Raw genomic sequence first — 25,725 nt, 5'->3', positions numbered from 1 at the left:
GCCCTCGCGCCGGCGGCTGCGCCGCTCGCGGCCACGCGCTGGCGTGCTAGCGCTTACGCGCTGCCGGCCTACGCCGCGCCAGTCGGCCCGCCCGCCCGCCTGCGCGTGACGCGCGGCGCCGAGCACGCGCGCTTCGACACGGCGAGCCAACGCGCGCTCACAAGCGAGCCGTTCGCGGTAACGCCGCGCTCGGACCGCATGGGCTGCCGCCTCGCCGGCCCCATACTGCAGCTCGACCCGGCCACCACTCGGGAGCTCGTGTCCGAGCCGGTGACGGCCGGCACGATCCAGGTGCCGCCGGACGGTAACCCCGTGCTGCTCCTCGCCGAGCGCCAGACGACCGGCGGCTACCCGCGCATCGCCCAAGTGGCGGCGGTCGATTTGCCGGTCGCGGCACAAGTGCCGCCGGGCGGTTTGATCCGCTTCGAGGAGATCGAGCCGGAGGAAGCGGATTGGCTCGAGCTGGTCCAGCGGTTGGAGCTGGAGCGTCTACTGCTCGGCATCCGGCTGCGTATCGAAGAAGACAGTCGTTAAGCATGAAAGGGGGAAACCGTACATGTCGACCAAGCACCCTATCACGATAGATCTCAACGCTGACGTCGGCGAAGGTTTCGGCGTTTACCGCTTAGGCGCAGATGAAGAGCTGCTGCCGCTAGTGACGTCGGCGAACATCGCTTGCGGCTTCCACGCCGGCGATCCCGCCACGATGCGGACGACCGTGCGGCTGTGCCTGCAGCACGGCGTCGGCATCGGCGCGCATCCCGGCTTGCCGGATCGCGAAGGCTTCGGCCGCCGCGAGATGGCGATCACGCCGCGAGAGGCGTACGACCTGATCGTGTACCAGGTCGGTGCCCTGCAAGCCATGGCGCACACCGAAGGCGGCACCGTCCGCCACGTCAAACCGCACGGCGCCCTCTACAATATGTCGGCGACCAACGCCGCCTTGGCCGAGGCGATCGCGGAGGCGGTATACCGCCTCGACCCATCGCTCGTCCTGTACGGCCTGGCCGGCAGCGAATCCGTGCGCGCCGGCCGCCGATTCAACCTGTGCACGGCGGACGAAGCGTTCGCCGACCGGCGCTACAACCCCGACGGCACGCTCGTCCCGCGCTCGCGGCCGGATGCCCTGCTCCACGACCCGCAGGAAGCGGTCGTGCAAGTGCGCGCCCTGCTGGCCGCCGGCCGGGCGCAAACCGTCTGCGTGCATGGCGACACTCCGGAGGCGCTCGCCTTCGCACGCGCCGTCCGCGTCGCCCTGCTGGCGGACGGCCTCCAAATTAAGCACAATATTTTAGCTGGTAGGAAAGAACGAGTATAAGCAAACTTTCCTCTTGAGCCGCTCTCCCAAACATGAGTTAATGGAGAAGGGCGGCTCAAAAGCGGCGTTATGGAGCAATTGGCAGCAATCTCCGGAAAATTCCGCTTGATGAAAACCGAACAAGTATAATACAATTAGTGAGCAAGCAAAAAGTTTCCAAAACGATTATGGTGAAAGGAGGATGCGGACTATGATTCACGCAGTGGCTAACTTTACAAATGAGGTGCCTCGCTTTTAACTGAATAGCCGATTCGACCTGACACCCGCACATAGCATTCATACATGACGGCAGGCACGATGTTAGGAATCGTGTTTTTTTATTCCCTTTTTTGGCAATCCGAACGACCGAATGAAACCAAAATTATACATAGGAGGTGAAAGGATGAAAACGCCAATTGCTTTTAACAAATCCATGAACACGGCAACATCCAATCATGAGGAGGTTTTCATCAGTGAGTTACAAGAATGGAAAGGACTTTCTTCCCCCTAGCCTGCTTAAGGAGCTTCAAAAATATATCCAGGGCGAGCTGATCTACGTGCCCAAGATGGATAAAACCCGGGCCGGCTGGGGTGAAAACAACGGAACGCGGAAGCTGATCGAGAAACGCAACCGCGAAATCCTGCATATGTACAATACCGGATCGACCGTGATGGACTTGATTCAGCGGTTCCATCTGTCCGAGGACAGCATCCGCAAAATTATCGTCAAGACGCGCGATCTGGCGCAAAATGTAGCCAAGTAGAGGAAAGCAGAGCCGATTCGGTCTCTGCTTTCTCCGTTTTCCAGGGAGGGCTGGAAGGTGACGAAAACCGCATGGACCAAATTGATCGCGCTGATAACGGCGGTATGCGTCATGAGCGATTCGATGCTCTACATTGTGCTTCCCGTGTATGGCTCGTCGTTCGGATTGACCGAATTGTGGCAGGTCGGGGTGCTGCTCTCGGCCAACCGCTTCGTGCGGTTGCCCCTGAACCCATTGGCCGGCTGGCTGTACCGCAGGCTTGGGCTCAGGGCTTGTATGCTGAGCGCGATCGGAATCGCCTTGCTGTCGACGCTGGGCTATGGGCTTGTCCCCGGCTTTTGGCTGTTGTTGCTGGCCCGTTGCTTCTGGGGCGTCGCATGGACGCTGCTCAGGCTCGGCGGATACTTGACGATTCTAGAAGCGTCGGACAACACCAATCGGGGGCAAATGCTCGGGACATACAACGGGCTGTGGGGGCTCGGCAGCTTGGTCGGGATGCTGGCCGGGGGTGTGCTGGCCGACGAGGTTGGCGTTCGGCCGGTGCTCATCGGCATGTCGGCTTTGATCTTCGTTTGTTGGGTGCTTGCCTATCGCTTCCTGCCCGATCTGCAGGTGGAGCCTCCAACTGCCGGAGCGTCTACGCTTGGAGGACTTCGCTCAAGCCGACGACTAAGCTGGCTGGACCCGGCCACCGGCTTCGTACTCGGTTCCGGATTGCTCGTAGCGGCGGTGTTCTATGGCGTGCTGCCCTCGACATTGAGCCGGTTAATTGAAGAGCGCAGCTTCCATTACACGATATGGGGGCTGACTTTCGGGGCGGCCGCATTATCCGGTGTGCTGCAAGGCTTGCGGGCCGGTCTATCGCCGTTTCTGTCGCCTTGGTTCGGCAGGCAATCCGACGGCCCATGGGGCCGCAAGCCTTGGATCGCTGCCGCCATGGCAGCGGGCGCTTCCTTCATGCTGCTGCTCCCTTGGCCGCGTCTCGATTTTGCTCTATGGCTCATTTGCCTCTTGACCGCCCTGTTGGTGAACACCGCTCTGTTCACGCTTATGGATGCGGCGGCGGCCGACCGCGCAGCCCTGTTCCCGAACGCTAGGGTAACGATCATGACTAGCTACACGATGCTGTTCGATCTCGGCTCGGCGCTTGGACCACTGACCGGTTATGTCCTCATCGACATAATCGGCCTCGGCGGCCTGTATGCTTCTTCGGGCATAACGTTGCTGCTATTGGCGATCGCATGGGCGGTCGCGTGGCGGCGGGGACACAAGATCAAATTTACTACCGCCGAAGCTTAAGGAACATTGAATCACTCGATTACTCGCGCCGAATCTACGGTGGGACTGGGAACGGGGCGAAAAAGTATGTGGTTGCTTGGAACATGGCGGTTACTTCACCGCGTTCGAGTAGCGAATGACGGAGAACTTCAGCGTGGAGGCGATGACGGCATCGCGCAGCGGGACGAGCGACGGTGTAAGGCGCAGCTCGGTGCCGGTGGAGGCGATACGTTCCAGCAGGTCGCCGACCGGCTCGACGCCGAGAGGTGTGACGGTTCGGTGCGACACGTAGTAGCCGGCTGTTCCGTCCGCCGGATCGAACAAGGCGCCGTCGAACGCGTACGCGTAGAGCCGGACGCTGCGGATGCGCTCCAGCCAGCGGGACTCGACGGCGATGATTTTGTCGGCGGTCGAGCCGTCGAAGAAACGGGCGATGTCGGCAGGCGAAGCGTCTTCCGACTTCGTATAGATGACTCGAGGGCAGTCGCGCGGGAAGTAATAGTGGACGGCGTGTTCCTGATCCAGCGCCCAGACGACAGGCGGCATGTCGGGATACGCTCTTGGCCTGCGAGGCTCGAACGTGGCGATCGAGGGGTCTTCACTGAAATGGTAGACAATCTTTGGCGGCATGTAGAGGCAAACATCTCCTTTCAATATATGGACAAACGATCGTGTCCGGCTACCCCTTCATCATCCCAGATTCGTCCCCCGCCTCACAACGGAAAATTCCGTTTTAACCAAATGAGCCCAGTTCCTTGAAAATATCGCTGACCGTAAACGAAACGCACGGCAGCTTGTCCGAGGCGACCGGGTCGTCCCTCTCGAAAACGGCATGCAGTTCATAGATCGGACTGTCAAGCAGCCGATACTGCTCCAGCGTTCGCGATTCCGTATCGACAACCCAGTATTCTTCAACGCCATACTTCGCATACGACTTCATCTTGATCACCTTGTCCCGGCTGCGGGAGCCTGGGGAGACAATTTCCACCGCGAGATCCGGCGGGCCTTCGATTCCTCTGGAGGTAACAATCTGCATCCGGCTACGGTGAATCATCACGAGATCGGGTTGGAACACGTCTACCTTGCTTAAAATAACGTCTAGTGGTGCATCGAAGATCACATACTCCGATTTGCAGCTCTGCCTCAAAAGAAACTCCAATTCTCCGCTGACAAATTGATGATTCGTCGACGGACCCGGAGACATCAACATTAAGCTGCCGTCGATAATCTCGTATCGCTTGCCGTCGTCCGGCATGGCCGCGTAAATCTCATACGTCACTTCCTGCTCCTTGACCTGGTCTTGCTCGTCTGTCCGCTCTCTCTCCCCGACCCGCTCTTGCTCCTTGTCATCCTTCTTTCCCTGCATCCGCTTGTCCCGCCTCTCCTAAACAAATAGCACCCCAGCAAAGCAACACGATGGGTGTCCGGCTTTGTGAGGCGCTTCCTCGAAACATATGCTTTTATTATGAGCAATGACAGCACGGTTGTCAAATTTATCCTTACAAATGTGGCGCCTTGCTGTACTGGTTGCGGTACTTGCTCTCGAGCCCCTTGGACAGCAGGAAAAAGCCGAGCAGCACGGTCATGTAGGCACTCATCGGGAACAGCAGCATCCACTGGTTGTAATCGACGTAATTGCGCGCGTTCGCGACTAACCCGGCCCATTCGCCCACCCGAGGCGCGTACAGCACCGGATCGAGCGTCTTGGTCGTGCCGCCTACGAACAGATTGAAAATGCCCAGCTGGCCGAACATCGTAAGCGCGAGAATGAGCTCGTTCACGAACAGCATCAGCAGGCTCTCCTTCAGATGCGGCACAATGTGGCGCAGCAGAATACGCCCACGCCCTGCGCCGACGGAGATCGCCGCCTCGATGTACTCCCGCTTGCGAATCTCCCACGTCTTGTTCTGGACGACCGACACGACGCTCGGCGTGCCTAGCACGACGAAGACAGCGCACAGTATAACGGTCAACTGCACGGGACTGAGCGAGGAATTGACGCTGAAGCCGTACATGAAGAAAAACACGATTATGAACATCGGAACCCCGCTCGCAAAATTGAAATTCCACTTGGACCGCGCCTGGTTCCGGGTGAAGCCGAGCAGCAAACCGATGCCGCCGCCGAGCAGCGTTCGAGCAGCAGCCACGCCGACTACCGCGCCAAGCGTATATTTTGCCCCGTACATCAGTTGGGTGAAAATATCATAGCCCCATTTGTCCGTCCCGAACCAATGCTCGGCTCCAGGCTTCACAGGCGGGGCGAGCAGCTCGGTGCCTTGATAGCTCACTTTCACCTGATCCTTAGGCGTATAGGGGGTGAACAAAGGCCCGAACAGAGCGACGATCACCACGAGCAGCGTCAAGCCGACTCCGACCCATAACGATTTATTCATGACGGAGCCTCTTCTCGATCACCCGGATATAGCTCAGCATGATTCCGTACAGAACCATATACAGCAACATGAAGACGAAGAAACAATTGACAGTCAGATTGAACTGATACCCGCTGAACATCCCGTTCGTCAAGTTGGTCGTTGTAAAGCCGCTCGACAAGAGAAGCTTGGTCAACCCGCGCAAGTTGAACAAATATTCCATGATAAACAGGTTGCCGACGATGATCGCGGTCAGCTTGTGCAGCTCCGCCTTCAAAAAAGGCAGCACATTCGGTACCACATGGTAGAGATATGCATACAGTCTCGGCAGCCCTTTGGCTTTGGCGGTCAGCATGTAATCCTCGGTCAGCACTTGATGCGTATGCACGGAAACGCTGCGCATGATGTACAATGCCGGGATGAGCGTCATCGTGAGGAGCGGCAACAGGATCGCCGGGTCGTCTACGGACAAGGAAGCGACTTTCGCCATGCGCCATCCGGTCTGCTTATAGATGACAACAACCGCCAGCTGCAGCCATAAGATAAGAATAAAGTCCGGGATCAGCGCCAGCAGCTCGAGCGACTGCTTGACCCACAGCTTGCGGACCCCCGCCATGCGGACCCCGGCCAGAACGCCTAGCGTAGTGCCGACAAGGGCCGCCAGGGCGGAATATTGGAGCGATACGGTCGCATAGCCCCAGATTTGGTCAAAGAATAGATGCTCCGTCTTCCCGGTTCGGAAGCGGAAGGACGCGCCGCTCTCCCAGCCGCGGAAGTAATCCGCGATCGCATGGGCGGGTGCGCTCCAGTTCAAAGCGAGGCCATCTCGACCGGTTTGCACGAGCAGCGGCAGCGCGGCGAATACGATGGAGCAGACGATTGCGGTAACAAGCCCCAAAGCGATTTTCCACATCCAGTTCATGATTCTCATCCGTTTCGCTTTAGTCTAGTGAATTCTATAATGATACAAGATCTTTGCGAAAGTTGTCGATACAAGGTATGCCGAGTGATGCTATAATTAGGCTGGTAAATGGAGGGATGCGAGATGGCTGTGAACAAAATTTTGCTTGCCGATGACGAGGCTTCGTTGCGATTTCTGCTAACAGAGACGTTGATTGACGAAGGGTATGAGATCACAGAGGCGCAGGACGGCGGCGAGGCGATTGAGCTGCTGGAGCAGGAGACTTATTCGCTGGCGATTCTGGATTATATGATGCCCGAAAAAACGGGTGTGGAAGTATGCGCTTGGCTGCGAGGCTCCGACGGCCCTAACCGGGACATTCCCGTGCTGCTGCTGACAGCGAAGGCGCTGGAGAAGGACAAGGAGCTGGCGCGGGCGGCGGGAATCACCCAATATATTTTGAAACCGTTCAGTCCGCTGCAGTTGATCGATATCGTGTCGAATTATGTGGAACAGGCGTAAGGCTAAGGAGATGAAGGCCGATGAACCGGGGGAATAAAGGGTTGGCCGGTAAAGTGTCCAGACTGATTTTTATGGTAATGGGCATGTTCGGCATTGTCGTCTTGGTAATAGGCGTCTATATGAACGACCGGATCTCGACCACGCGCGAGACGCTGGAAGTTGAAATGGGCGACCAACTGGTTATCGAGAAGCTGCATAACGAGGTGCAGGCGCTAGTCTCCGATATTCGGGGGTTCGTAGCGTATGAGCGGCAGGAATTTCTGGACAGCTTCAATGAAAAACACCTCGTGTTTGAGAACAGCCTGCTCATCGTGAAGGATCGGCTCGCTCAGACCGATTCCGTCCAATCGGAGAAGATGAAGCTGCTCGAGCAGATCGGCAAGAGCTGGGAAGCCTACGAAGCGAATGCGCTGAGGATGGTAGCGCTCAAGCAGCAGCAAGAGACGGAAGTGTACCTGGAGCTGTCCAAGAGGATGACCAGCCAAGTCAACGAGATCAACATCAAGTTTAACGAGCTCGGTAATTTGCAGGAGATCATGGTAGACAAGTTGATTGAGGAAAATCGCCAAGAGACCGGAATTCTGCTATACGTGCCGGTTATCGTCGTGATCTGCGCCGCCGCTGCAGGGTGGCTGCTCGTGCAATATTTGCGCCGCAAAGTGATCCTGCCGCTCGTCGAGGCGCAGGAGGCGGTCCAACTGGTCGCAGCCGGCAGTCATGTGGTGCTCGAGCTGGACGACCGGAAGGATGAGCTGGGCCGATTGAAGCAAGGCATCAACAGCATGTCCGCCACGCTGCAGGAGCGCCGTCTGGAGCAGGAGCGATCGAATTCGGAGCTCGTCAGCCAGCGGGATTTGCTGGAGGCGCAGAACGAGGAGATTACCGCCCAGCAGCTCGAGCAGGAGGAAATGCTGAGCAAGCTGACCGAGCGGGAGCGGGACCTGGAGCTGATCAACTCGTATCAGGAGAAGCTGGCCGGGCATGTCGACATGGGCAGCTTCCTGACCTTCACAATCCAGGCGCTGCTGAAGGCGGTTCGGCTGGATGCGGCCGTTCTGATCATGCCGAACGCCGCGACCGGCGCTTATGACGTCAAGTACGGCTACGGGTATCCGAAGCATGCGTTGCCGGCCTCATTCCAGGGACTGTACGGCGTCGGGCTGATCGCGAAGACGGAGAAACGCCCGATCTATCGCACGCGGACATTGTCCGGCGAAGAGAGAGGCATTCACGGAGGCTATGAGAAGGCCATCGACTTCTACTGCCCGTTGCTCGGCGAGAAACACGAGTTTCTAGGTTTGCTGCTGCTGACGTCGTATGGCGACGATTACGACCGTGAAGCGATGGAACGGCTCACGCTGGGCCTCGTGCGCCAGTTTGCGCTGGCTTATATGGCACAGCTCGTCAACGAAGATCGGCGCAAGCAGGCCGAGCTGCTCGAGGAGCTGAACGACGAGCTGCAGCAGGAGAAGGAGAGCTTGCAGGAGCAGCGCGACTTCGTCCGCCAGATCGTCGAATCCGTGCACGAAGGCATGGTTCTGTGCGACAAGGAAGGCCGCATTCGATTTACGAACGGTTGGATGGGCCGGACGTTCCGATTCGAAGAGAGCGACCCTTATACGATCCATGAAATTTTCAACCGGCTGCTGCCTTTAATGAAAAATCGAGCGCAGTCGATCCGCGAATTGTCGGTCAGCGTGCTGAACGGCGAGCTGGAATCGCTGCAAGAGAAGTTTACGCTCAGCTCGGAAGAAGGGCCGGAGCAGCACTACGAGCTGTACGTCAACCCGATCCAGAACGGGGTGAACGGCGGCAGCTTCCTGTTCGTCTTCCGCGACAGGACCAACGAGGAACGCTCGGACGAGATGAAGAACGAATTTATCAGCATCGTCTCGCATGAGCTCCGCACTCCGCTGGCGAGCATTCTGGGGTTCATGGAAATTTTGCTGAATCGCGACATCCAGAAGGAACGGCAGAAGAAATACATGGAGACGATCTACAAGGAAGCGAATCGGCTGTCCAGCTTGATCAACGATTTCCTCGACCTGCAGCGGATGGAGTCCGGCAAGCAGTCGTACCAATTCGTCCCGCTGGACTTGGGCTCGCTTGTCCGGGATGTCGTCGAGCAGTGGCAAGGCAAGATGAATCATCGGCTCCAGCTGGTACTGCCGGAACGAGGCACTACAGTCGTGTTGGCCGATCATGACCGGATGACGCAAGTGTTCCACAATTTGCTCAGCAACGCTGTGAAGTATTCGCCCGATGCCGAGATTGTGGACGTCCGACTGTTCCAGCAAGGCAAGAAGCTTGTAGTCGAAGTGCAGGATTACGGGTTGGGCATCCCGGAGAGCTCGCGAGACAAAATGTTTGCGAAGTTTTACCGCGTCGACAACTCGGATCGGCGCCAAATCGGAGGGACCGGCCTCGGCCTCTCCATCGTCAAGGAAATCGTCGAGTCGCATCGAGGGTCGCTTTCGTATGAGTCCGAGTTGGGCCAAGGAACGACGTTCCGCGTCGTGCTGGACGCGTACTCCGCATTCGGGCTGGAGCACAAAGTCGCGATCGTCGAGGACGACGAGAACTTAGGGAAGCTGATCGCCGTCTCGTTCGAGAAGCTGCAGCTGCCTACGGTTCAGCTGAAGACGGCGGAAGCGGCGATCTATGCGCTTGGCGCCTCGACGGAGAGGCCGCTGCTGTGCATCGTCGACATCCAGCTGGACGGCCCGCGTTCAGGCTGGGATTTCATCGCCGAGCTGCTCAAGCGGCCGGCTTTCGAAGGAACTCCGATCATCGTATCCACCGTGCTGGATCAGCCCAAACATTTTTACGAGACGGAGACGGAGAGGTTCCTGAAGAAACCGTTCACCGTAGAACGGCTTCTGGAGCTGGCAGAGCAGCTGCTCGTCGGGAGCAAGGAGAAGATGCCGTTGCTGTTCCCGATTCAGAATGAAGAAGTGCTCGCCCAGTCGCTCAAAGAACAAGGCATCCGGATCAAGGGCATGTTGGTGAAAAAGGATATCATCGAAGTGGAAGTGAGAAGCGATGACTGAAAACAATCGGACGCCGGAGCCGACGAAGCGGCAAAAGAGTGACAGGCTGCTGCAAGAGGGCCGGGAGCGGTTCTTGAACGGGATGGAGCGGCAGCTTCAACAAATGGAGGAGCTGTTCGACCAGCTGGGGATTGTACCTAGCTGGCAAGGCGCGGAGCAATGGTACCGGATCGTACATACGATCAAGGGCAGCGCCCCGATCTTCGGTTTGAGCTCGATCGGGCAAATGGCCGAAGAGCTGCTGAAGGAATGGGAGTGGACCCAATCCGAGAAGCTGGCGGAGCAGAATGAAGCGTGGTGGGTGGAGCAAGCGGCGGCCAGCCTGCAGAACAGCGGCGGCGTACTGCTGCAGCTGAAGCTGGAGCGCGACTTTCTGCTGCGCGAGCTGCAGCTCGCGGTTCAGAAGGAGTTCGGCGTGAAGAACGGCAATCCGCTTGAGAACAGCCGAGTTCTCGTGATTGACGACGATCCGGTGCTGCGTTCGTATCTGGTGAAACGACTCGAGCTGGACAGCTACATTGCGGAGGATGCTTCGGATGTAGACACGGCCAAACGAATGCTGCACGAGCATCACTATGATCTGGTGCTGCTAGACCTGATGATGTATCCGAAGTCCGGCTATGAGCTGTTCGAGTTTCTGCAGGAGGATCCGACGCTTAAGTGGCTCCCATTGATCGTCCTGTCCGCCAGGGAGGACCTGAACGACAAGGTCAATTGCCTCATGCTCGGGGCTTGCGATTATTTGACCAAACCGTTCCGGTACGAGGAGCTGGCGGCTCGCATCTACACCCTGCTCAACCGGACCAAAAATTTCGAGCAGATGGCGTTCCGCGATCCGCTCACCGGCGTGTACAATCGCCGGTATTTCGACCACCACGTCGAGCTCGAGCTGCAGCGGATCTCCCGCTACCCGGCGCCGATCTCGATCGCCTTCATCGACATCGACCGGTTCAAGAGCGTGAACGATACGCATGGCCATGCGATCGGCGACCTCGTGCTGCAAGGGCTCGCGCACATGGTGCAGAAGCGGCTCCGCAACACCGATGTGCTCGCCCGCTACGGCGGCGAGGAGTTCGTCGTGCTGTTCCCTAACACGACGGCGCCTCAGGCGCAGAAGCTGTTGAACGACGTGCTGCAATATGCCAACAGCCATCCGGTCGCCCAGCATGAAGGGACGGACTACTCGATCACATTCTCGGCGGGAGTCGCCGAGTGGGTGCCCGGCCAGAAGCTGCAGCAGTGGGTACGCCTGGCCGACGAGGCTATGTATGCCGCCAAGCAGCAGGGTCGCAACCGCGTGCTCACAGCCGGGGCGGACAGCATGGTGGCCGACGAGGCGGCCCAGCAGCCGGTGCCGGCGCGCAAGCGAGTCCTCGTAGCCGATGATGACGAGATCTTGCGCTCGATCGTCGTAGCGCGTCTTGCGCTGCTGCCGGTCGACGTCATCGAAGCTTGCGACGGGGACGAAGCGTTCCGCCTGCTGCAGGGCGAGGCGGTCGATCTATGCATCCTCGACGGCATCATGCCGGGTATGGATGGTCTCGAGGTGCTGCAGCGGATGCAGGCGGAGCCAGAGCTGAGGGCTCGGGAGACGCGCGTCATGATGCTGTCCGGCCGCAGGCGGGACGACGATATCGCCCGCGGGCTGGAATCCGGCGCCGACGACTACATGTCGAAGCCGTTCTCGCTCATCGAGCTGGACCGGCGCGTCAAGCGGCTGCTCGGCTTGGAATAATTCATTCGTGCCCGTCTGTGCATGCCGCATGGACGGGTTTTTCTTTGCCCCCTCGATTTGGTACAATCGGGAGAGGCATGAATGGGAGGCGAAAGACGGATGGAACGCAAATGGTTTACCCCCGAGGAAGCGAATGCGCTGCTGCCCCAGCTGGGCCGGGAAATCGAGGTGCTGCAAGGCATCAAACACGATTTTGAGGAGAAATACGCCCATCTGAGAAAATGGAAGGCAGCCGGCGCCGTCACGCTGAACGGCGAGGACCCGTTCTTCCAGCTGGAATGCGAGATGGAGTTTCTGCAGATCGAAGCGAGGACGCTGATCCAGAGCATTCATATGAAGGGCGCGCTGCTGAAGGACATCGAGCGGGGGCTGATCGATTTTCCGGCGCTGCTGCATGGCGAGGAAGTGCTGCTCTGCTGGAGGCACGGGGAAGCCGAGGTGTCGCATTATCACGGGATGGACGAAGGCTACAGCGGTCGCAAGCCTCTCGACGAGCAGATAAGTTAGGAGCGGGACGATTATTATGATGGGGAACTTCATATGGAATGATAGTAGAGGACGGCGGTGGACAAGCCGGACTTTCGCCGCCCTGATGGGACTCGTGCTCGTGTGGCTGGTGAGCGCGGGTTTGTTCGGCATGGCGGGACAAGCTTCCGCCCACGCCTCTTTGCTGAGAGCCGAGCCTGAGCCGAATACGGCGCTTCAGGCGGCGCCGGAGCGGATCACGCTGACGTTCAACGAACGGCTAGAAGCGGAGCTCTACTACATCAAAGTGTTTGACGAGCTGGGCCGGGAAGCGGTGAAGGAAAAGGCGACGCTTAGCCAGGATCAGAAAGAAATGTCTCTGACCTTGCCTAAGCTTCAGAACGGGAGATATACGATCTCCTATCATGTCGTCTCAGCCGACGGGCATCCGGTGGAAGGCGCTTATGTGCTTGTGTTCGGCGGATCGATAGAGGATGTCGGGGTTGCGGGCGAATCATCCTTGCATGCCGGGCACGGCAGCTTGACGACCGATATGGGCTTGACGGATTTGCTGCGGTTTATTTTCCGCATCGTGTATTACTTGAGCTTGCTCGCGCTGGCGGGTTTTGTGTTCTGGGGGTTGTTCCTGCGCCCGGAGACGCTGGGCAAGACGGAGTCGCTAGCGTTTTACCGCAGCTGGCTGCTTACGCTCCAGCGCGTGCATTTGATCGCCTTGCTGGCCTTCATTTATTTTCATGTGCAAAATTTGCTCGGCAAGGACGAAGGGCTCAACCAGCTCGTCCCGCTGTTCACGGGCACTTGGGTAGGACGTTCTTGGCTCGTTAGCCTGGTGCTGGCGTTCGCAGGCTTCTTGCTGCTGTACCGGAACCGGACGGTCGATGCGGTCTGGGTGGCGCTGCTGCTGCTGGCGAAGAGCTGGAACGGGCATGCGATGGGCTATGATCCGCAGGTGGTGACCGTGCTGCTCGATTGGCTGCACTTGGCCGGATCGGCGGTATGGGCTGGGGGGCTCGCCTTGATCATGGCGGGCTGGAAGTCGCAGCGGGCATTCGTGGACGCTTTCCTTCCCCGCTTTTCCCGCGGGGCGTTCGTGGCGGTTGTGGGACTCATTTTGACCGGAATCGCGTCTACGCTAATCTTCTTGCCGGGGCTCGACTACTTGCTCTACTCCCAGTGGGGCAAGCTGCTGATTGCGAAGGTCGTGTTCGTGGTGCTCGTGCTGCTGATCGCAGGCGGCATCCGGATGGCGATGAAGCAGCGGAATGCCAAGGATCTGCGCGACTACTTGCGGCTGGACTTCGTGGCGATGATCATTATCGTGTCGATCGTCGGTTTGTTCACCTACATCAGTCCGGTGCCTCCCAACGAGCCGCTGTACTGGCATGAGATGGGCGAAGCGGTCCACATGACGACGAAGATCAGCCCGAAGGTGCCGGGGGACAACCAGATCGAAGTGACGACTTGGATGACCGAGAAAGCGGGCAAGCCGAAGGAAATCGTGCTGAACCTGCACAACATGGACAAGAAGGACATGGCCGCAATCTCCGTTCCGCTGAAGGAAATTTCAGTGGAAAAGGTGGAGGGCACGTTCGGCGAAAACGACGATGTGTACTTGATGTACACGTACAAAGCTTCGGGGCCGTTCATTCCGTTTGCGGGCTTGTGGAAAATCGAGTTCCGCGTGCTGGACAGCAACGACGACGAGACGGTGTATGAACGGGTGGAGCGGGTTTACTAGGCGGTAGGCGGAGCGGATTGGTACATGGGCTTGGCAGACTGGCTCGGCAGATTGGATCGAACGGCAGGATGCATGGCGGATTCGGGCGAGAGGGGCAGGCGGGCGGTATGCGACGGTATCGGGTTTCTTTGCGGATGCTCAAATGGTTTACGATCGTCCTTCCCCCCCTCGTCATCGGCGGCTTCGAGCTAATCCGCCACGAGCTTCTGCTCAGCTACTTGTCTATGGAAACCGGCAATCTGTACATCATTGCGCTGACGTTCGTGCTGTCGTTTTTTTTCGCGACATGGATGTTCCGCAGAATTGCACGGATGAGCGACAGCCTGGGCGAGGAGCAGTCCAGAAACGCGGTGTATGGGGAGCGTGAGCGGCTGGCGCAGGAGCTGCATGACACGATCGCGCAAAATTTGTTTTTTCTGAACGTGCAGCTGCAGAAAGGCGATACGGAGGAAGCGCGCTCGGCGGTGGCGGAGATCGATCATCAGGTGCGGCAGGCGATCTTCAATCTCCGCGCGCTGCCGGACGACGGCATCTCGTTCCGCGATCGGGTGACGGGCTGGCTCCAGCAGTGGGAGACGATGACCGGAGTGGACGTGTCGATTCGCATCGAGTGGGACGCGCAGACGCTGTCGTCCGCCGACTTGGTTCATCTGTTCTCGATCGTGCAGGAGGCGTTCACGAACATCCGCAAGCATTCCGAGGCGGCTCGGGCGGAGCTGCTGTTAGCAGCCGGCGAGGCCGGCGGCGTCGGGGACGCAGCGGGGGCCGTCGGCTGGCTGTTGCGCATCCGCGACGACGGCCGCGGGCTGCAGCTGACGAGCGCGGCGTCCAGCCGGTACGGCGTCTCGATGATGCGGCGGCGGGCCGAGCAGCTCGGCGCCGACTTCACGATTCGGACGCTGGAGGAGGGCGGCACGGAAGTCTTGTTGATGCGCCGGCCGTAAAATTTCGCGGAGAGGATGAGCTGGAGCATGGATACATATCGGGTGCTGATCGCCGACGATCATCCGCTTGCCCGCCGAGCTGTCCGGACGATGCTCACCGGCGATCCGTCGTTCGAGATCGTCGGCGAGGCGGCGGACGGACGGGAGGCGGTCGCACGGTGCGGGGAGCTGCAGCCGGATCTCGTGCTGATGGACATTCATATGCCTCAGCTGTCCGGCTTGGAGGCGACGAAGCAGATCAAATCGGCGTTTCCTCATATTCGGGTCGTCATGCTGACCGTCTCGGACCATGCGGCCGATCTGTTCTCCGCTATCCAATACGGCGCCCAAGGCTATTTGCTCAAAAACATGAATCCCGACGACTGGCTCGCTTATTTGCGCGCGCTGCTCGGCGACGATTCCTCCGGCTCGCGGCTGCTGGCGGACAAGCTGTTCCGCCATTTCCACACGGGTCCCGGCCTGGCTGGAGGCGGCAGGTCAGCGAGTGCGTCAGGTGAGTCTGGTAGGGTAGGTAGCGGAGCAGGCGGTGCTGGCGGTGCGATGGCCGGCGTTGGTGGTGTTGGTGGTGTTGGTGGGGGCGGAGGCGATGCCGATCCGAGCGTGCTGACGCCTCGCGAGCGGGAGCTGATCGAACGCGTATCGGCCGGGGAGACGAACCGCCAGATCGCCGAGCGGCTCGTCATCGCGGAGAACACGGTGAAGAATCACGTGAAGAACATTCTTGACAAGCTGAACCTCGAGAACCGCGTGCAGCTCACTGCGTACGCCGTCCGGCACGGATTGACACACAACCTTCAAAATCGGCGGCAAAAATAGCCCGGTTGAGTCATTCTCAACTTGTCCTTCGTTGGATACAGTAGGATATGTATCATTTATTGACCAATGGGGGATGATGAAATGAAAAAGTTGTTAGCTTTGCTGTCCGTCAGCTTGATGGCGATGATGCTGTTCGCCGGGTTGGCCAGCGCGCATGTCACGGTACTTCCTTCGACTACGACGCAAGGCGTGTACGAGAAGTTTACGGTTCGTGTCCCGAGCGAGACGGCGAACACCAATACGGTCAAGGTGGAAGTGAAGTTTCCGGAAGGCGTGACGATTTCGCGCGTCGAGCCGAAGCCGGATTGGAAATACGAGCTGAGTAAGGACGGGACGGGCAAAATTACCGGCGTCGTGTTCACGGCGACCGGAGCCGGCTTGGCGGTTACCGAGTTCACGGAATTCAACTTGTCGGGCAAGGTCGCAGCCGATGCGAAGACATTGTCCTGGAAAGCGTACCAGACGTACAAGGACGGCAGCGTCGCGGAGTGGGTCGGCGCCGAAGGCTCGGCCAAACCGGCGTCGGTTACGACCGTAAAGCCGGGCACCGGCGATTCGGGCGGGCATGACACCGGCGGGAGCCATAGCGCTTCCGCCGACGGCGAAGGCGGCAGCAACGGCAACCTGCCGCTGATCCTATCGATCGTGGCGGTCGTTCTTGGCGCAGCCTCGCTGCTCGTGTCGCTGTTGCGCAAGACGAAGTAAGTACGCTGGGAAAAGGTTCCTGCACCTGATGCGGGGGCCTTTTTTGTTTGTTATTTGCTAACTAATGATTTCGGTAGCGTATCGCCGGCGTCTGCCTGCCTGCAAATGGCCGAAGAATGGCCGTGCTTCATCCAGATGTACAAGATTTGTACAACTAGCGGCCGAATTCGGCTTCTTTTCGGATCAGATGTACAGGGTTTGTACACCTGACACTGGTTTTTGCCGTTCAGATGTCTATTTTCTATACTTTGACTACGAAAACAGCCTGTTTTTGTGTTCAGTTGTACAGACCTTCTACTTCTGCAGCTGATTTTCTGGCCTTTTCGGCTTCAGGTGTACAGTTTCTGTACATCTAATCGGAACTGGGGGCTCCTGCTATTTGTCCTCTCCAACCTTCCTCCCTGGAAACCCCTCCCTCTCTCACATAAAGAAACACACCGATTCGAGCAACAAATGCCACTCAGGCGATCGACGGGGTGAACCAAGGCGGCGTCACCGATCTATACAGCGCGACGGTCGGGTATCAATTGTTCGATTATGGCTCGGTCACGTTTACGACTACGGGGACCCATACGTTCAAAAAAAAGGAGCCGCTCAACGACAGTCGGGCAGCTTTTATCTTGCGGTGGCGGACTCGCTCAACCTCTCTGCGGCAATCCGCCTGTCTCGCCAAGTGCTTGCTTGACAGCGACCGGCCGCTCGTATTTGCCGTCCGGCAGCCATCGGTACGCGGCGAAAAACGCCAACCGGATCGTCGCGACGGCGAGGAAGCAAGCCCATAGCGGCAGAAAGAGCAGCAAGGCGCCGGAGATAAGCGGGTCGACGGCCATGCCGACGTGCATGACGAGCTGGAAGTCGGAGAAATAAGCCATCTCCCGCCTGTGCTTGTCGGCGTCGCGCATCATGATCGTCTGCGTAGACACCTCCGCGACGGCTATACCAAGCCCGATGACGGCTTGTAGCACGAGCAGCAGCGGGAACAGGCTGACGAAGCCGTACGGCAGCACGCAGAGCACCATCAAGAGCAGCGACGCCGCATAGACCGGTGTGGCGCCGAAGCGGTTCATCGCCATGCGGATGAGGGGCAGGGCGAGCGCGGAGACGATACCGGTCACGACGACGAAGTAGCCGATCTGTGTATTGCTGAGGTGCATCGTCTTGACGTGATAGATCGTGAACAACGGCGCGACCATATGCACGCCGGTCGTGTTCAGGCCGATCCACCAGACGTTGCGGTCGCAGTCTTGGAACGGACGCACCCACTGGATGCGGAACTTGATCGATTGTCGCGGCGCCATGCTCGCGATCAGCGCCATGCCGGTGAACGTGGCTAAGCAGCCGAGCAGCATGGAGCCGACGTAGTTGTACGGGAACCATTGATCCGTGGCGTCCAGGCCGAAGCCGATCAGGAAACCGCCGGCTGTCATGATCGTGATGCCTATAATTTTGTTGCGGCTGAATAAGGTCGGAAATTGGTTCGGCTCGATGACCCGGCGCAGGATGGCGGGCTGAAGCGCGGCGGTGACGATGACGGAGACGGCGTTGATCGCCCAGAACGTGAACAGCACGGGGATCGGGTTCGGCAGCAAAATCGACAGCGCCATGCAGATGAAGGCAAATTGCCGGACGTAGCCGCTGATGAGGAACACGCCGCGCGTGACAGGCAGCTGGCGGGTAAAGAAGGCGAGCGTCAGGGCGCAGAAGAAAGCGGGCAGCGAGTTGGACAAAGCGATCTCGAAGTCGCTGGCGCCTAGCCGCGCGATCAAGACGCCCAGGAAGGTGAAGAAGGCGACACTCTTGATATTTTGCAGGACGGCGTCCAAATAAATGCGAGTCTCGGGCTTCATGGCTGCACCTGGCTTTCTGTGGGTCGAGAGGCTGATCCGGTTGATGTAGGTTCTTGCTTCCGTTCGGAACGTATCTTGATTGTAGCTTACTCCCGTTCGATAGCGAAAAACATGGACATCCCGAGCAGAAAACATGGATTATTAGCTCAAGACGCAACTCCAAGTGGAAAAGCCTCTCCCCACCGCTTCCATAGAAGCAGGGCAAGAGGCTCTTAGTTTGGTTGCCGCCGTCCGTTAGGGCCGTTCGATCGTAATGCTGCCCGGACCAATCGCGTACCCGTACGAGGAAGCGTTTTTCCCCGTGACGGTAAATTTGAACTGATGCGCACCTGCACTGATCGTGGCAGTACCCAGGCCGATATTCGCAACCGAAGTTAAGGCCGAATGATAGCCGTCTTGGGTGGAACCGACATTGGTCCCGTCCAGCGCCGCCTGCCAAATGCCGTAGTTGCTCGCTTTGGCATGCCACGATTTGAGGCTGCAGCTAGAGCACGACTGCGGGAGCGTAAACTTGAAGCCGACATAGTCGCTCACGGCATCCGAATTGTAGGTCACGGTTCCGATGGAGGAGACGCTGTAATTCTCGCCGCTGGAACTTGCCGGAGGAAGCAGGCTGCGGAAGCTGTAAACATATCGTTTGGCGCTGGTGCTGCCCCACGAGCCGTCGCCCGGATACGCTTGAGGCGTCCCGCCGAAGGTGCTGACCGTCATCGTCGAAGCGGTCTCCGCAGCGAACGGGAACAAGATGCGCGCGGGGAAGGACAAGAAATTCGAGCTGTTAACGGTAGTAGGCGTATCGGTGAGCTGGGTTTGCGTGCCGACTTGGAAATATTCCCGCTCGCCGCCGGCGTTCGTTTTGAACAAGCCAAAGCTTCCCTGCGGCAACAGATGGACATCCGGGTCATAGCTCGAGCTCGTTGTCACGGTATACTCGATGCGGAACACGTCGCCGGGATTCATTGTCCACGGAATGACCAAACCGCTAGCCAGCTGTGAGGGATTGATTGAATATACCAGATCCTTCGTGCCGTTGATCGTCCAATTGTCATTGGAGGCGGTAGGACCGTTCACCTGGGAAATGCGCACCTGGAGCGGGTTGGCGGCCGTGTAGCCGGTGCCGATTTCGTCGAACCACTTGACCTCGTTCAGCGATTGGGTGGTGGCTTGCACGTAAGTAACGATTTTGTGAGCCGAGTTAGGCGCCAAATTGCCGTCGAGCAGCTTGCTGGCGCGGATGTATTTGCGGTCTCCGTACTCCACCAGACTGCCGTAATAGTACTCGATGATGCGCTTCATACCCGCCAATTCCTCGGACACGTCCACACCTGCTTTCATCAGGTATGGGAGCGCCTGCATCGCCTGCCAGATCGTGACGCCTTCGTGCGACTCGACCTTCCGGCTGTTTTTCTCATTCTCAGCCCCGTCATAGTACAGCTTGCCGTCCGTATCGAATTCGCGTACGAGATACCAGATGGCGCCTCTTGCGTATTCCAGCATTCGTGCATTGTTCTTGTAGTAGCCGACTTGTGCGGCAGCTCGCGCCGTCATGCCCATGACGTTGTCGGTGGCGTCCCAGATCGGTCGGGAGCCGTCGTCCGGGGTGCCGTTCCGGTCGGGGTTGTAGCCGGTCCAATAGTAACGTCTGCCGTCGTACATACCGGTATGGTAGCCATATCGAGGGAACTGATTGTACACGAAGTCGTAAGCGGAGTCGAGATCATCCGGGTTGTTTGTGTAGTTGTATAGATAGACCAGACCGGAAGCCATCATCGAGCTGACGTGGTGGTCCGGGGAATGAAGGTCGAACGTAAAGCCGTAGGCATCCGTCCATACCCAGTCGAACTGGTAGTCCCAGCCGCCGTTCCAGACGGTGTTCAAACCCTTGGCCGTTAAAGCGGACCATTCGCTCGGATAGTGGATGCGGGCGAAATCGTTGTCTCCGTCGGACGTGTATTGGGAATATCGCATGAAGCTGGCAAGCTCCTGAGCGCGGGTCAAATATTTCGTATCTCCAGTCAGCACATAAGCCGGAACGTAGCTGGTGTACAGCTGGCCGCCGTTGCCGCGGGCGTAATATTCGTCCGAATACGGCGATTTGATGCTGACTTGCGGGTTGTAAGGAATGTCGCCGGCGATGGCCGTCGTCGGGCCGCCCGGCGCGATTTGTACGCCTACTGTCGGGTTGAGCGTCGGAATCGCCGCTTGGGCGGCATCGAGCAGCTTGGACTTGTCGAAGGAGCTGTACCCGTCGTTGTCGAGGCCGAAATAGTAATAGCGCAGCGTCTCATCCGTCCACAGCGTATCCGTCGGAGGGGTTAAGGAGGCTGTCGGGAACATCGCCCAGAAATCGGCAGGCGGCAGCTCCATAGGGAGGTCATCCGTCAGGGTGACGGGCAGCGGTGTGCCGTCGGCGTCGGTAAGCCCGCTCAGCTCTTCAAGCCGGACGTGGTCCCAGTACACCGTGCTGGCCCCCTGATCGACGTGAAGCTGGAACGTCACATAGGCGGCATTCGGAGGCGCCATCGTAATCCGGCTCAGCTCGCGCCAAGTTGAAGAGGCGGTGCCGAACGTGCTGGTGGTAGGCGTGATGGCGGTTTTGCCGGAGTCGTAGAAGGTAGCCTTCATGTAGAGGCGGCCGTTAAGCGACGATGTTTTGTAGACGGCGGTCATCGCATACCGTTTGCCGGCTGTGACAGGCAAGTACGTCTGGGAGAGCACGGCGCGATCCGTCGCGTTCGAGGTCTGAAGCATGACGTGGCTGCCGAGGTCATAGCCGCCGGATGACTGATGTGTCAGGCTGCCGCCCGTGCTGATGTTCGAGAAAGTCCAGGACTGCAGCGAGCCCCCGCTGAGCAGCTCCATGCCGCCGTTGCCGAGTTTGTTCGTGACGGACTCCATTTTGACATCGTCGAATTGAAGCTCTGCGCCATAACGCGCCTCCAGCTGGACCGTGGCGTAGGCGGCACCCGTCGGAGCGGTGAGGTCTCGGGTAAGCAGCATCCAGGCGGAATTTTGCGTGATCGTGTTGGCTGAGTATGTAGGGGTAAGCGCGACTTGAGAGGCATTGTACCAGGTGACTTTGAGGAAAGCGCTCCCGGTAATCGTGCCGGTGATTTTATATTTCGCTGCGAATCGATACAGCTGATTGGCGGATACGGGGATGTACCATTGGCTGAGCACCGCCCGATCGGTGGAGCCGGTTGCAGTCAGCTTCACGCTTCTGGAGCCTTGAGCGGCCCCTCCGCTAATAACGGCAGATGTACCGCTTGTGCTGAAATTGCTGAACGACCAGTTGGCGGGGCTGCCGCCGCTTAATGTCTCGAAGCTGCCGTTGGTGACGAGATTGGCGGCGTGTACGGTGGAGGTGGAAGGGAGCTCGGTCAAACTTATGGCTAACATGCATAGCAGAGCGAGCAGCAGCTTTCCGGAGCTGATTCGGGTCATTAGGATGCCTCCTTGGAAAAAGAGTATTGGTGTTGCGGAGGAAAGAAATTGGACGGTTAGGGACGAGAAGGACGATGGGAGAAGACGGGACGTGATGAGACTAGACAGGCTGAGACTAGATGTGATGTGTCCGGACGAGTTGAGACTAGACGCTGTGAGACGGGACAAGGCAGACAGAGCAAGGTGAGACGAGACAAGACGAGATAGGACAAGGTGAGACGGGACAAAGGTGAGATAGAACAAGGTGAGACGGGACAAAAGCGAGACAGAGCAAGGTGAGACGGGACAGAAGCGAGACAGAGCAAGATGAGACGGGACAAGGTGAGACAGGACAAGGTGAGACAGAGCAAGATGAGACGGGACAGAAGCGAGACAGAGCAAGGTGAGACGGGACAAGGCGAGACAGGGCAAGACAGTCAAAGCAAATGAAAACACTTACTTGTTACATACTTGTATTATTTTAAGCGACAATGAGCCTTTCACTAGTTCCCTCCTCATCGTTTGGCGTAATCTATTCATGGCTTCATCCTCTTGTGAGGCTATCGAGAATGAAGCCGATGAACCAATTGTTCAGGGCTTTCCATGCCGATCCAGTACTTCTTCATCATGTCCTCCAGTTCATTCAGACGGATGTCTTGCGGGAACAGGTGGCCGAAGCACTTGGAACGGACGATTTGCTCAGGCAGCACTCCGAGCGCGTGCAGATCTTGATTGCTCCATTGGCGGCGGTTGACATCATCATAGACCGATAGGAAGCGACCTTGTCCGATCATCGCATGCTGCGCTTCGGGATCGAGGCACAGCTCTATGAACAGCTGAGCCAAATGCGGATTGGCAGACTGGCGCGGGACCATAAGCCCGTTGGCGATCAGCAGCCCGCCTCGATCGTAGCCGACCGGGAACGGTGCGATTTCGCAGGGAACGGGTTCGTCACGTTTGCTCAGCGCCAGCAGTGAGGTCAGCATCATCGCGATCCGGCCTTCCTCGAACAATTGCTGGATGAGAAGTATATCATGGATCGGAAAAATAGGTACGGCATTTTGGCGGTAGATCAAGTCTTGCATCATTGTAAGCGCATCCAACCAGCTCCGGTACGAGGCATCGCTCGCCGTGCTGTCAATGACTTCCGCGCCTTGCTTCAGAGCGAAGACCGGCCAGCGTGTGGTGGAGGAGGACAGAGCAAGCCCGTACAGATCGATTCGACCGTCGTTGTTCGTATCCATAGTTAAGCGTTTCGCCGTGTCCATGAACTGTTGAATGGTCCAATTTGCCGTAGGTAGCTCGACCTGATGCTGCTGGAACAAGGTTTTATGATAAGCCAGGAAGACCGGTGAATAAGTGACAGGAGCGGCCAGCAACCCTTCATTTTGAATAAAAGCGTCTAGGATGGGGGCGGGGATGTAGGATTGTTGGACAACGGATGTTGGAATCGGGTAGAAATCGTCGGGTTTCATAAAACGGAACTGATGATCGGATACGACGAACAGGTCGGCTCTGACGCCGAGCATTTTCAACTCGTCCAACAGCGATTCGCGGTAAGGGAGGGTGACGCACTTAACCCTTACTTGCGGACAGCGTTCCTCGAACAAGCGGATCAGCGGGGGGAGCAGTTTGCTGCCGAACATCGATGGAGCAGGGCTGACGATCACTAATTCTTCTTTGATCGCTTGCGGGTCGGGTTCGGATTCCAATACGAGCGTCCCTCTGCCGGGTTGTTTGACAATCAGCCGTTCGTTCTGCAGGTCGATCAGCGCTCTTCGGACGGAGGCGCGGCTAATCCCATACTTGACGCACAGCTCGCTTTCGGGCAGCAAGTAGTCGCCAGGGCGAATAAAGCCGGCTTTAATCTGGGCACGTAAGTCATCGGCGAGCTCTGCGTAGCAAAATCGGTCGCTGCGTTTCATCGTTTCCTCCCGGGGTCCGACATAGGGCTTGGGGGTATAAAAGCGGAAAAGTTTGACATGTACCGAACATGTATTTTCTTTGAGTATAGTGGATGGGTGGCGTGACCGTCAATCATAGGATTTGGTTATGAGAAAAGGGCCAGCCGGAAATGGATCCGTGCATGGCCCCTTAATGGTGAAATGCGATTAGCTGCGGTCTAAGTAGATCGTCTTCACTTGCGTGTAGAACTCACGCGCGGATTTGCCTTGCTCGCGGGAGCTGGAGCTCGATTCCTTCATGCCGCCGAACGGCACATGCGGCTCTGCGCCGGCGGTTTCGGAGTTGACGTGGATGATGCCGCACTCAACCTCGTCGACGAAACGCAACGCCTTGGTTAGGTCTTTGGTGAAGACGGCTGTGCTGAGGCCGAAGCTGCTGTCGTTGGCCAGCTGCAGCGCTTGCTCGAGGCCGGTGGCCGGGACGACGGCGACGACCGGGCCGAAAATTTCCTCCGTCGCCAGACGGCTGTGCGGATCGACAGCGGTGAAGACGGTCGGCGACACGAAGAAGCCTGTGTTGTCGGTCTGAGTTCCGCCCGTCACGAGGCGCGCACCTTCTTGACGGCCGATCTCGATGTAGTCGAGCACCGTCTTCTGCTGATCAAGCGAGGCTAGCGGCCCCATGTATGTTGCAGAATCGAGCGGGTCGCCGACGACGAGCTTGCGGCAACGTTCGGCGAGCGCCTCGGTGAAGGCACCGACGATGGACTGCTCGACGATGACGCGGCTCGTGGCGGTGCACTTCTGGCCGGTCGAGCGCATCGCGCCGCGGATCGTCATCTCCACCGCAAGCTCGAGGTCGGCGTCGGCGAGCACGACGGCGGCGTTTTTGCCGCCCATCTCGAGCTGGTACTTGGCTCCACGAGTCGCGCAGGCGACTCCGATGCGGCGGCCGACGCCGTTCGAGCCGGTGAATGAGATGCCGCGCACGCGGCTGTCCTCGACGAGGACGTTGCCCAGCTTGGAGCCGCGGCCGTACACGAGGTTGAGCACGCCGGCAGGGACGCCGGCATCATGCAGCGCCGTCGCGAGGTGGAAGGCGGTGAGCGGTGTAATGTCGGCTGGCTTCCAGACGACGGTGTTGCCGTAGATGAGCGCCGGCGCGATTTTCCACGCCGGGATCGCGATCGGGAAGTTCCACGGCGTGATGACGCCGACGATGCCAAGCGGCTCGCGCTTCGTGTAGAGCATCGTGGTCGGGTCGGTCGCGGCGTACACTTCGCCGATCTCTTGGCGCGCCTCGCCCGCGTAGTAGCGCAGGATCGCGGCGGCGCGGAGCGTCTCGCCCTTCGCCTCGGGCAGCGTCTTGCCCTCCTCGAGCGTCAGGTCGCGAGCGATTGCATCGGCGCGGGCCGTGATCAGATCGGCGGCGCGGTAGAGAATGTCGCCGCGCGCGATGATGCTTAGGCTGCGCCATTTCGGCAGGGCCGCAGCGGCCGCTTCGAGCGCGTCGTTCAAGTCGGCCGGGTCGCTGTCGGGGAACTGGCCGAGCACTTCGGCGCTGCGGCTCGGATTGATATCGGGGCGCAGCTGCCCTGAGCGGGCGCCGACCCAGCGGCCGTTGATCAAGTTGTTGTAGGCTTCCATTGCAAGTCTCCTTTGGAATGGGATTTTGGTTTGTTGCTGTTTGGTGGTGCGGATGTATGCGCTGGTGCAGGTGCAGATGTAGATGCACGGTGATGGCATTAGTGCGGGAAACGGGGCAATTCTTAGCAGAAACGGTTGGGTTGGATCGACTAAGTCCGAAATCCGTACTAACTCTGAGCGAAACCGTCCAGTTTGCGAAAATAAGTCCGGAAACCGGACTAAATTTTGTGCAAAACGGTTGACCTGGCGCAAATAAGTCCGGAAACCGGACTAACCTCCAGCAACTCAGTCACCCC

Annotated in this window: 20 protein-coding genes; 12 read left to right on the top strand and 8 right to left on the bottom strand. The window is 58.4% G+C overall.

Annotated features, from left to right (window positions below; genetic code table 11):
* The first annotated feature begins 60 nt into the window (after positions 1 to 60).
* The 4 genes from PKO02S_RS25310 (at position 61) to PKO02S_RS25295 (ending at position 3,360) form a co-directional block, all read left to right on the top strand.
* Positions 61 to 534, top strand: coding sequence for a 5-oxoprolinase subunit C family protein (locus PKO02S_RS25310; protein WP_281280465.1), 474 nt, complete (start codon positions 61 to 63; stop codon positions 532 to 534).
* Positions 535 to 556: 22 nt separating this feature from the next.
* The gene (locus tag PKO02S_RS25305) at positions 557 to 1,318 is read left to right on the top strand and encodes a LamB/YcsF family protein (protein ID WP_127587446.1); all 762 of its coding nucleotides are present in this window, start codon (positions 557 to 559) and stop codon (positions 1,316 to 1,318) included.
* A gap of 452 nt (positions 1,319 to 1,770) precedes the next feature.
* Entirely contained in the window at positions 1,771 to 2,061 is a 291-nt protein-coding gene (locus tag PKO02S_RS25300) for a CD3324 family protein (protein ID WP_127587444.1), read from the top strand.
* A gap of 57 nt (positions 2,062 to 2,118) precedes the next feature.
* Complete coding sequence (locus PKO02S_RS25295) at positions 2,119 to 3,360, top strand: MFS transporter (RefSeq protein ID WP_127587442.1); 1,242 nt, start codon at positions 2,119 to 2,121, stop codon at positions 3,358 to 3,360.
* 90 nt (positions 3,361 to 3,450) lie between these two features.
* Here the strand turns inward: PKO02S_RS25295 and PKO02S_RS25290 are convergent, their stop codons facing one another.
* The 4 genes from PKO02S_RS25290 to PKO02S_RS25275 form a co-directional block, all read right to left on the bottom strand.
* Positions 3,451 to 3,969 carry a DUF6886 family protein gene (locus tag PKO02S_RS25290; protein WP_246067398.1) on the bottom strand — a complete coding sequence of 173 codons (519 nt, stop codon included), beginning with the start codon at positions 3,967 to 3,969 and terminating at the stop codon, positions 3,451 to 3,453.
* A gap of 103 nt (positions 3,970 to 4,072) precedes the next feature.
* Positions 4,073 to 4,705 (bottom strand): Uma2 family endonuclease, encoded by a 633-nt coding sequence (locus PKO02S_RS25285; RefSeq protein ID WP_127587440.1) that lies wholly within the window; start codon positions 4,703 to 4,705, stop codon positions 4,073 to 4,075.
* Between the two features lie 133 nt (positions 4,706 to 4,838).
* On the bottom strand, positions 4,839 to 5,732 hold the full coding sequence (locus PKO02S_RS25280; RefSeq protein ID WP_127587438.1) for an ABC transporter permease: 894 nt from the start codon (positions 5,730 to 5,732) through the stop codon (positions 4,839 to 4,841).
* On the bottom strand, positions 5,725 to 6,633 hold the full coding sequence (locus PKO02S_RS25275; protein ID WP_246067390.1) for an ABC transporter permease subunit: 909 nt from the start codon (positions 6,631 to 6,633) through the stop codon (positions 5,725 to 5,727). The genes PKO02S_RS25280 and PKO02S_RS25275 overlap by 8 nt, the downstream gene beginning before the upstream one ends.
* A gap of 123 nt (positions 6,634 to 6,756) precedes the next feature.
* Between PKO02S_RS25275 and PKO02S_RS25270 the strand changes: the two genes are divergently transcribed.
* The 8 genes from PKO02S_RS25270 (at position 6,757) to PKO02S_RS25230 (ending at position 16,608) form a co-directional block, all read left to right on the top strand.
* A complete protein-coding gene (locus PKO02S_RS25270; RefSeq protein ID WP_127587436.1) occupies positions 6,757 to 7,134 on the top strand; it encodes a response regulator in 378 nt (125 codons plus the stop codon).
* 20 nt (positions 7,135 to 7,154) lie between these two features.
* A complete protein-coding gene (locus tag PKO02S_RS25265; RefSeq protein ID WP_127587434.1) occupies positions 7,155 to 10,184 on the top strand; it encodes an ATP-binding response regulator in 3,030 nt (1,009 codons plus the stop codon).
* Positions 10,177 to 11,919, top strand: a complete 1,743-nt coding sequence (locus PKO02S_RS25260) for a diguanylate cyclase (RefSeq protein WP_127587432.1) — start codon at positions 10,177 to 10,179, stop codon at positions 11,917 to 11,919. Before PKO02S_RS25265 ends, PKO02S_RS25260 begins: the two co-directional genes overlap by 8 nt.
* Before the next feature lie 99 nt (positions 11,920 to 12,018).
* Entirely contained in the window at positions 12,019 to 12,426 is a 408-nt protein-coding gene (locus PKO02S_RS25255) for a DUF2203 domain-containing protein (RefSeq protein WP_127587430.1), read from the top strand.
* 16 nt (positions 12,427 to 12,442) lie between these two features.
* The gene (locus PKO02S_RS25250; RefSeq protein ID WP_127587428.1) at positions 12,443 to 14,143 is read left to right on the top strand and encodes a copper resistance CopC/CopD family protein; all 1,701 of its coding nucleotides are present in this window, start codon (positions 12,443 to 12,445) and stop codon (positions 14,141 to 14,143) included.
* 17 nt (positions 14,144 to 14,160) lie between these two features.
* A complete protein-coding gene (locus PKO02S_RS25245; protein ID WP_246067388.1) occupies positions 14,161 to 15,087 on the top strand; it encodes a sensor histidine kinase in 927 nt (308 codons plus the stop codon).
* A gap of 27 nt (positions 15,088 to 15,114) precedes the next feature.
* On the top strand, positions 15,115 to 15,903 hold the full coding sequence (locus PKO02S_RS33470; RefSeq protein WP_246067380.1) for a response regulator: 789 nt from the start codon (positions 15,115 to 15,117) through the stop codon (positions 15,901 to 15,903).
* Between the two features lie 81 nt (positions 15,904 to 15,984).
* Entirely contained in the window at positions 15,985 to 16,608 is a 624-nt protein-coding gene (locus PKO02S_RS25230) for a YcnI family copper-binding membrane protein (RefSeq protein ID WP_127587426.1), read from the top strand.
* A 638-nt stretch (positions 16,609 to 17,246) separates the two neighbouring features.
* Here PKO02S_RS25230 and PKO02S_RS25225 read toward each other — a convergent pair.
* The 4 genes from PKO02S_RS25225 to PKO02S_RS25210 form a co-directional block, all read right to left on the bottom strand.
* The gene (locus PKO02S_RS25225; RefSeq protein ID WP_127587424.1) at positions 17,247 to 18,590 is read right to left on the bottom strand and encodes an MFS transporter; all 1,344 of its coding nucleotides are present in this window, start codon (positions 18,588 to 18,590) and stop codon (positions 17,247 to 17,249) included.
* A gap of 99 nt (positions 18,591 to 18,689) precedes the next feature.
* On the bottom strand, positions 18,690 to 21,899 hold the full coding sequence (locus tag PKO02S_RS25220) for a hypothetical protein (RefSeq protein ID WP_127587422.1): 3,210 nt from the start codon (positions 21,897 to 21,899) through the stop codon (positions 18,690 to 18,692).
* Positions 21,900 to 22,438: 539 nt separating this feature from the next.
* A complete protein-coding gene (locus tag PKO02S_RS25215; RefSeq protein ID WP_127587420.1) occupies positions 22,439 to 23,803 on the bottom strand; it encodes an extracellular solute-binding protein in 1,365 nt (454 codons plus the stop codon).
* A 186-nt stretch (positions 23,804 to 23,989) separates the two neighbouring features.
* Positions 23,990 to 25,429 (bottom strand): aldehyde dehydrogenase family protein, encoded by a 1,440-nt coding sequence (locus PKO02S_RS25210; protein WP_127587418.1) that lies wholly within the window; start codon positions 25,427 to 25,429, stop codon positions 23,990 to 23,992.
* Positions 25,430 to 25,725 lie beyond the last annotated feature (296 nt).

This window comes from Paenibacillus koleovorans NBRC 103111, from assembly GCF_004000845.1.
Taxonomy (GTDB): Bacteria; Bacillota; Bacilli; order Paenibacillales; family NBRC-103111; genus Paenibacillus_AA; species Paenibacillus_AA koleovorans.
The sequence above is the reverse complement of the archived record's forward strand: the minus strand, read 5'-3'. Positions and strand labels throughout refer to the sequence as shown.

Bases quoted from the DNA above. Each gene is read 5' to 3' on its own strand.
- PKO02S_RS25305 (WP_127587446.1), top strand. From the start codon at position 557: ATGTCGACCAAGCACCCTATCACGATAGATCTCAACGCTGACGTCGGC.
- PKO02S_RS25290 (WP_246067398.1), bottom strand. From the start codon at position 3,969: ATGCCGCCAAAGATTGTCTACCATTTCAGTGAAGACCCCTCGATCGCC.
- PKO02S_RS25285 (WP_127587440.1), bottom strand. From the start codon at position 4,705: ATGCAGGGAAAGAAGGATGACAAGGAGCAAGAGCGGGTCGGGGAGAGA.
- PKO02S_RS25280 (WP_127587438.1), bottom strand. From the start codon at position 5,732: ATGAATAAATCGTTATGGGTCGGAGTCGGCTTGACGCTGCTCGTGGTG.
- PKO02S_RS25275 (WP_246067390.1), bottom strand. From the start codon at position 6,633: ATGAACTGGATGTGGAAAATCGCTTTGGGGCTTGTTACCGCAATCGTC.
- PKO02S_RS25270 (WP_127587436.1), top strand. From the start codon at position 6,757: ATGGCTGTGAACAAAATTTTGCTTGCCGATGACGAGGCTTCGTTGCGA.
- PKO02S_RS25265 (WP_127587434.1), top strand. From the start codon at position 7,155: ATGAACCGGGGGAATAAAGGGTTGGCCGGTAAAGTGTCCAGACTGATT.
- PKO02S_RS25260 (WP_127587432.1), top strand. From the start codon at position 10,177: ATGACTGAAAACAATCGGACGCCGGAGCCGACGAAGCGGCAAAAGAGT.
- PKO02S_RS25255 (WP_127587430.1), top strand. From the start codon at position 12,019: ATGGAACGCAAATGGTTTACCCCCGAGGAAGCGAATGCGCTGCTGCCC.
- PKO02S_RS25250 (WP_127587428.1), top strand. From the start codon at position 12,443: ATGATGGGGAACTTCATATGGAATGATAGTAGAGGACGGCGGTGGACA.
- PKO02S_RS33470 (WP_246067380.1), top strand. From the start codon at position 15,115: ATGGATACATATCGGGTGCTGATCGCCGACGATCATCCGCTTGCCCGC.
- PKO02S_RS25230 (WP_127587426.1), top strand. From the start codon at position 15,985: ATGAAAAAGTTGTTAGCTTTGCTGTCCGTCAGCTTGATGGCGATGATG.
- PKO02S_RS25225 (WP_127587424.1), bottom strand. From the start codon at position 18,590: ATGTTTTCTGCTCGGGATGTCCATGTTTTTCGCTATCGAACGGGAGTA.
- PKO02S_RS25220 (WP_127587422.1), bottom strand. From the start codon at position 21,899: ATGACCCGAATCAGCTCCGGAAAGCTGCTGCTCGCTCTGCTATGCATG.
- PKO02S_RS25215 (WP_127587420.1), bottom strand. From the start codon at position 23,803: ATGAAACGCAGCGACCGATTTTGCTACGCAGAGCTCGCCGATGACTTA.
- PKO02S_RS25210 (WP_127587418.1), bottom strand. From the start codon at position 25,429: ATGGAAGCCTACAACAACTTGATCAACGGCCGCTGGGTCGGCGCCCGC.